Origin of the sequence: Pseudoalteromonas shioyasakiensis (assembly GCF_022398475.1) — a bacterium.
Classification (GTDB): Bacteria; Pseudomonadota; Gammaproteobacteria; order Enterobacterales; family Alteromonadaceae; genus Pseudoalteromonas.
The window spans coordinates 1-1,309 of the sequence record NZ_JAKEVM010000278.1; the positions used below are offsets into that span (position 1 = coordinate 1).

1 protein-coding gene is annotated in these 1,309 nt (G+C 35.4%); it reads right to left on the reverse strand.

What is annotated here, in order from left to right; translation table 11 throughout:
• Positions 1–137 precede the first annotated feature (137 nt).
• Positions 138–1,208 (reverse strand): hypothetical protein, encoded by a 1,071-nt coding sequence (locus L1D51_RS21450; protein ID WP_239964833.1) that lies wholly within the window; start codon positions 1,206–1,208, stop codon positions 138–140.
• Between the last annotated feature and the right edge of the window lie 101 nt (positions 1,209–1,309).

Genomic DNA, 1,309 nt, shown 5'->3' on the forward strand with positions numbered 1-1,309 from the left:
CTAGTAATAGTCATTAATTTTAAAAAGCAGATTTAAGCCCAGTAACGGATACTTAGTAAAGTAAATGAACAGTTTCTAGGCTTAATTAAATGAAAGTCGAGTTTTTGGGTTAGCTTCTATTAGTCATTTGTGGGACTTTACAAGTCGCAATCATCAACAGCAGAAACAAATGCCCAATACTTGTTATTGCCTACGCTATCAATCTGATTTATTAAAAGCTTACAATCAGCAGGTACCTTTGCTACAGCTTGGGAAACCGAATAATATGGAAACCTTGGCTTATCAGCTCGTATATTTTTTTCAGTATCTACTTTAATAGTTGTGCCTTGTAATTCTTTGACTTTAGAATTCGTAAGGCTTTTTATCTTAAACTGTGGTACTAGTAAGCTAGTATCTATAGGATAATGACCTATATATAACCAGCCTAAAGCTTCACTCTCTATTTCTTCTTGCTTAGGTAAAACGTACCCTAAAACAGAGGGTTTAATCGTTACATCTTTATCTGAATGCAAAAGAAGTTGTATTTTTTGCATACTTTGTACAGCATTTATTACTGCATCAGTATCCAGAGTATCTGTGAACCCAGGTAGAATAATTTCAGATAACTTGCCATTAATACCTATTCTTTTAAAAGTAATTGAGCCTGTTAAGTTACTCATTTCCGCAGATGCAGCTAAACCTGCAAGGTCAGCTAAATCAACTCCTGCTTTAATGTTATAAATCTTTGCGATTATCTTAGCACCCACCCCAATTTGATATTTTGCAGAATCTAATTCATCTTCATCAGGACTACCCATCCAAGTGTGTTTTGACCACAGCATAGTAACTTCATATGACTGACCTTCAGCACTTAAGCTACTTGTTAGTAATTGTCCTTTAGTTGACCCACTTAAACTTCTGATGAAAGTTTCTGAATCACTATTTGAAAGAAGATCTAAGTGGCACTTGGTAGAGCTCTTAAATTTCTTCTGATTAACAGTTACTTCATTAGAATCACTAGCAGTCTCACAAGACGAAAAATTATTTAGTAGATTTTTAGCCCCTTGAGAACCTTGCCATGCTGTATGGGCGGGCATTGGGGTTTCATTTGTAAAATAAATACTAGTTTCATGTGAAGTGATTGGGCGTTCATATTGGTTTACTTCAAGTGGGGTTGTAGTACATCCAGCTAAGCCTAAAAGGCACAAAAGTTTTAGCTCAATTTTCATAATGATCTTCCTTTATCTAGTTTAGAGCATGCATGTCCGAATGGTATGAGGTTCATAAACCAGACTGCTAGCATCATGCATACAGAGTTATAAACATAGTC